The 5076-nt window shown below is 69.6% G+C and carries 6 protein-coding genes; 3 read left to right on the top strand and 3 right to left on the bottom strand.

The window, feature by feature from the left end; all coding sequences use genetic code 11:
* Both AX744_RS16050 and AX744_RS16045 read left to right on the top strand, forming a co-directional pair.
* On the top strand, positions 1 to 1572 hold a 1572-nt coding region (locus AX744_RS16050), incomplete at its 5' end, for a YhgE/Pip family protein (RefSeq protein WP_061017987.1).
* Positions 1569 to 2219: a TetR/AcrR family transcriptional regulator gene (locus AX744_RS16045; protein ID WP_046747624.1), complete on the top strand. Its 651-nt coding sequence runs from the start codon at positions 1569 to 1571 to the stop codon at positions 2217 to 2219. The genes AX744_RS16050 and AX744_RS16045, both read left to right, overlap by 4 nt.
* Positions 2220 to 2237: 18 nt before the next feature.
* Here the strand turns inward: AX744_RS16045 and AX744_RS16040 are convergent, their stop codons facing one another.
* The 3 genes from AX744_RS16040 to AX744_RS16030 are packed head-to-tail and all read right to left on the bottom strand — an operon-like array spanning position 2238 to position 3345.
* Positions 2238 to 2681, bottom strand: coding sequence for a BLUF domain-containing protein (locus tag AX744_RS16040; RefSeq protein WP_082682507.1), 444 nt, complete (start codon positions 2679 to 2681; stop codon positions 2238 to 2240).
* Positions 2678 to 2932, bottom strand: coding sequence for a hypothetical protein (locus AX744_RS16035; protein ID WP_046747623.1), 255 nt, complete (start codon positions 2930 to 2932; stop codon positions 2678 to 2680). The genes AX744_RS16040 and AX744_RS16035 overlap by 4 nt, the downstream gene beginning before the upstream one ends.
* 41 nt (positions 2933 to 2973) lie before the next feature.
* On the bottom strand, positions 2974 to 3345 hold the full coding sequence (locus AX744_RS16030) for a hypothetical protein (protein WP_061017985.1): 372 nt from the start codon (positions 3343 to 3345) through the stop codon (positions 2974 to 2976).
* Between the two features lie 361 nt (positions 3346 to 3706).
* Between AX744_RS16030 and AX744_RS16025 the strand changes: the two genes are divergently transcribed.
* Positions 3707 to 5076 (top strand): threonine/serine ThrE exporter family protein (locus AX744_RS16025; RefSeq protein WP_061017983.1); only part of this gene is annotated, 1370 nt, incomplete at its 3' end.

Raw genomic sequence — 5076 nt, 5'->3', positions numbered from 1 at the left:
GTCGGGGACCAACTGCGCTCCGGGGCGACGACCGCCGACACGTTCACCGCTCTGCTCGAGGCGAGTCGTCCTCTGACGGAAAGCGCCTCTGGCCTGGTCGGTTCGGCCGGCGATGCGTTCAAGGACACCTCTGGCGCCCTCGGCAGCGGTGTGGATGCGGCGGGCGCTCTCAAGTCGACCCTGCAGACGGCCGCGCAGTCGCTGGCGGACGCCCTCGCGGCGACGTCGAGCAGCTACGACGCCGTCGGTCAGCGCATCGACGAGCTGTACGCCGGCGCGGACTCGCTCAGCGGAAGCCAGGTGCAGGCGATCACCACGCTCGCCGAGCGCGTGCAGCAGCAGATCGACCAGTACCAGGCCGTGAAGAACACCTTGGAGACCCAGGTCGGACCGAACCTGCCGGATTCCGCGCAGTCCGACTTCGACGCGGTGATCAGCCGACTCGACGAGGCGATCGCGCGCCAGCAGGCCCTGCAGCAGCGGCTCCAGGACACGGCGACGCAGATCGCGGCCGGCAACGACGCGGCGCAGGGCTCCCACCAGGAGATCAGCGCCGCGATCGCCGACGCCAAGAAGGCGATCGCCGACGCGCGAACCGCGTACGACGACGGGCTCAAGACGAAGCTGAACGCCCTCTCGTCGACGCTCGCGCAGATCGGCTCCGACGTCTCGGCGATCCGCTCCGACCTGTCCGGCATCACGTCGGGTCTGTCCGGGGCGTCCGACTCCGTACTGTCCACCCTGTCCCGTGCCCAGGAGGCCACGACCGGGCTGTCGGCGGCGCTGAACTCCCTGGCCGACAGGTTCGACGGCGTGCAGCAGTCCATCGGAAAAGCCGCCGACACCGGTGACCTCAGTGCCCTGATCGGCGCGGACCCCGGTGTGCTGGCGACCTCGCTCGCCGAGCCCGTGCGTCTCGACCGCACGGCGGTGTTCCCCGTGGCAGGCTTCGGCGCGGCCATGGCTCCGCTGTACATGATCCTCGCCCTGTGGGTGGGCGCTCTTCTGATGACCGTGACGATCCGCACGGACGTGAACGCCGAGACGCTGCCCGACCGGCCGGAGCTCACCCCCACGCAGAAGTACCTCGGCCGCTACGGCGTCTTCGGTCTGGTGGGCCTCGCGCAGAGCACGCTCCTGACGCTCGGACTGATCCTGTTCGTGCAGATCGAACCGGCGCATCCGCTGCTGCTGATCCTGGCGGGGTGGGCGATCTCGACCGTGTTCACGCTGATCGTCTACACCGCGGTCGTGGCGTTCGGCAACGCGGGCAAGGCGCTGTCGGTGCTTCTCCTGGTGATCCAGATCTCGGGCTCGGGCGGCGCGTACCCGCTGCAGTTGCTGCCGGACTGGTTCCAGAGCATCAGCCCCTTCCTTCCCGCGACTTACGCGGTGAACATGGTTCGCTCGGCGATCGCCGGCATCTATCAGGGCGACTTCTGGTGGTCGCTCGGTGCTCTCGCGCTGTTCATCGTCCCCGCTCTCCTCCTCGGTCTCGTGCTGCGGCGACCGCTCGTGAACTACAACCGCAAACTGGTCGATGCCCTCGCCTCGACCAAGGTGATGTCGTGAGCACCGCGACTCCGCGAGACGGGCAGGAGACCGCCGCTCCGGCTCCGCGCCGGCGTCGCGATGCCCTGGCCAACCGAGAGTCCCTGCTGCGGGCGGCGCAATCGGTGCTCGCGACCAATCCCACAGCCTCCCTCGATGCGATCGCGCAGGCCGCGGGTCTCACACGCCGAGCCGTCTACGGCCACTTCGCCGACCGCGACAGCCTGCTGCGCGAGGTGATCGCGGTGGGGGCGCAGCGCTTCAACGCGATCGCCGAGACCACGGACGAGTCCGATCCGCGCGTGACCCTGGCGCGGATGGCGACTCGGCTCTGGCGGGAGGCTTCGGCCGTGCGCGCTTCGGCGAACATCGCACTCGACGACGCGCATCTGGCGGACACCGTCCGCGCCCTGGCTCCGCTGCGACGACGCATCCGCGACCTGACCGCAGTGGGGGTGGGATCGGGAGCTTTCCGCGGCGACATGCCCCCTGAACTGCTCGCCTTCCTGATCGAGGAGACGGCCAGGGCCACGCTGCGCGAGCTGCGGCTGACCACGACCGACGCCGACGCGACCGTCGTGCGCGTGGTGCTCAGCATCGTGGGGCTCTCCTGGACCGAGCAGGCGGAGCTCATCGACGCGCATCCCGAGATCTTCGCTCGGGGCTGAGCGCCTGCTGACGCGTGCTCAGTCGCGCGCCCGTACCCGGAACCACAGGGTGAGCTCGTTCAGTGCCCTGAGCGTGGTGTCGACGTCTGCACCGGCGTCCAGGTCGGCGAACGAGTCCCGGAAGCCCGAAGGGCGGCTCTCGCCGACGTGCAGGGCGCGATACCCCATGGTCCAGTCCGGAAAGCGGCGCTCGGTGATCGACTGCGTCAGGAGCACGCGCAGGTCGCGGTGCCGGGAGTCACGGCGGATGGTGTCGACGAGGCCGGCGATCGTGTCCGCCTGCCCCTCCAGCACCTGGATGAAGCGACCGTCTCGGTGAAGGAGCATGCCGGTGATGCCGCGCCCGTCGTTGAGGCGACGACACACGGCGAGCAGCTGCTCGAGCGCGGTCTCCCTGAACGGCTGTGACGCCGTGCTGGTGTAGACGAGCGACACCAGACCGGTGGCCGAAGCCGAGCTCACAGCGCGGCCCCCTGCTCGCCGTCGTGGATCTCGGACGATGCCGCGTCTGTCAGCTGCTCGACCGCGGCGGTCGCTGCCCGCAGGGTCGGGAAGTCGCCGAGCGACCGTGATCGGGCATCGAACGCGCGGTACTCGCCGTCCGGCTGCCTGTCGATGTATCCGAGGAAGTCGCCGCGGCGGCTCCCGACATGGAAACCCTCCTCGACGCATGCCCAGAGGACGTCGGGATCGGGTAGGGCGGAGTTCGGCACCTCAGCAGACTAGGCGCACGGTATCCGTTACGCGCTCCCCTTTACAGCGGTCGCGTCGGTGCGCTACGCACGTGCCCCGTGGTCGATGTCGAAGTCGATCGACGCGATCCCGATCTCATCATCCTCATCCTCATCCCCGGTGGCGCGCTGGGGGAAGAGGGGTGGCGTCGGATCTCCGCTGCCTCGTCGGAGAAGTCCGGATCGTCGCCGTCGGAGGTCTGCGGCCCGACCAGGAGGTCGTTGCCGACGCCGACGATCAGATCGGCGGAATCCTTCTTCCCATCGATGACGATCGGGAGCCGGAGCGCCGCCGACTCGCCTTCGCTCGCGATGGCGGCGGCGAGCGCGACGAGCGCGTCGGCGACGTCATCGGTCGTGACCACCTGTTGGCCTGCATAGGACACGAGTTTCATATCCGCGACGGTGCCACGATCGGCGCAGCACACCCAAGGGGGTTGCATCGCGGCCCTCTCAGACGCTAACCATGCTCACCACGTCGATACCAGCGCGTCGGGGTTAACGTCAAGGGAGGGTGCCCGATGGCAGTGTTGCCGCGGTTCCCGCGTATCGTGGCCGACACGAAGAGCCGCTTCAGCGCTCTACGTCGGTCGAACCGGCGGCGTGTTCGGACTCTCTCTCGGGTCCGGGCGGCGGCTCGGGGGTGGGTGCGTCTGCGCACCCGCTCACTCGATTTCGCCGGTCCTCCGCGTTCGGGTCGCGGAGGACCGGACAGTCTTCCGCGCGATCGGCGGCACCGGCGAGAGAATGGACCATATGTCCGCGAACTCCCGCCGGCCGCTGCTCTCCTCCGTACGTCGCCTGTTGCACACCGATCCGTCAGCGGTCGCGCACACCGAGGCCATGCCCGTCATCGACGAGCGCACGGTCCCCCGCGTGCTCGACCTCGCGACGCGCATCGGGGAGTCGATGTTCGCCGTCGGCGCCTCCGCGCACGAGGTCACGCTCGCGATCACGCGGGTGTGCGACGCCTACGGGATGCGCGGCGTGCAGGTCGACGTCACGTACAACTCCATCACGGTGTCGTTCCACCTGAGCGGCGAGGTCTGGCCCGAGACCCTGGTGCGGGTGGTGCGGGTGACCGCGCCCGACCACGCGAAGCTGCAGCGTGTGCAGGCCCTGGTCGCCGACATCGACGGCGGCCTCGACCTCGAATCCGCCCGCACCACGTTCCGCGCCATCCGGCGTGTGCCGTTCCGCTACCAGCAGCCGGTCGTGATCGTCGCGCGCGCTCTGCTCGCGGTCGGGGTCAGCATCATGCTCGGTGCCGCACCGATCATCGTCGGACTCACATTCGTCGCCGCGCTGTGCGCAGCCCTGACCCAGGCCGGGCTCGCGCGACTCCGCGTCCCCCTGTTCTTCAGCCAGATCGCGGGAGGCCTGGTGACGACGATCGTGGCCGTGGTGGTCTCGGCGCTCGGCACCGCGGGGATCGAGCCGTTCGTCGGCATCCGCCCATCGATCATCGTGGCCTCGGGCATCGTGTTGATGCTCGCCGGTCTCACGGTGGTCGGCGCGGCACAGGATGCGATCGACGGCTTCGCCCTCACCGCAGGCGGGCGCATCCTGGATCTGACCATGCAGACCCTCGGCGTGGTGATCGGCATCCTCGTCGGCCTCGAACTCGGCGGCGTCCTGGGCTTCACGATGGACCTCCCGGACGACCCCGCACCGTTCGGGCCGCCCGTGAACCAGTTCGCCGGTGCGATCATCATCGCGGTCGCCGTCGCGGTGTTCAACGGCGCCGGCATCCGGATCATCCTGGTCAGCGCGCTCCTGAGTGCCGTGACCCTCGCGGGCTACACGGGATCGGTGGCGCTGAACCTGCACCCCGCGGCGGCGAGCGCGGTGGGCGCGCTGCTGGCGAGCTTCCTCGGGATGCTGATCGCGCGAAACCTGCATGTCCCCTCGGTCGCGGTGACCACGGCGGCGATCGTACCGCTCGTTCCCGGAGTCGCCGTGTTCCAGGGCTTGCTCGAGATGGTCCACGCGGCGGGCACGTCGACGGGGATGCTGCTCGCCGGCGGTTCCCTCATCGATGCGGCCGTGATCGGGATCGGCCTGGCCTCCGGTGCCTCGCTCGGCCTCTACCTCGGAACCCCCGTCCGCGCCACCCTCGCCAGCGT

Origin of the sequence: Microbacterium sp. CCH5-D1 (assembly GCF_001557335.1) — a bacterium.
GTDB lineage: Bacteria > Actinomycetota > Actinomycetes > Actinomycetales > Microbacteriaceae > Microbacterium > Microbacterium oxydans.
This window is presented reverse-complemented; position numbering and strand designations above follow the sequence as displayed.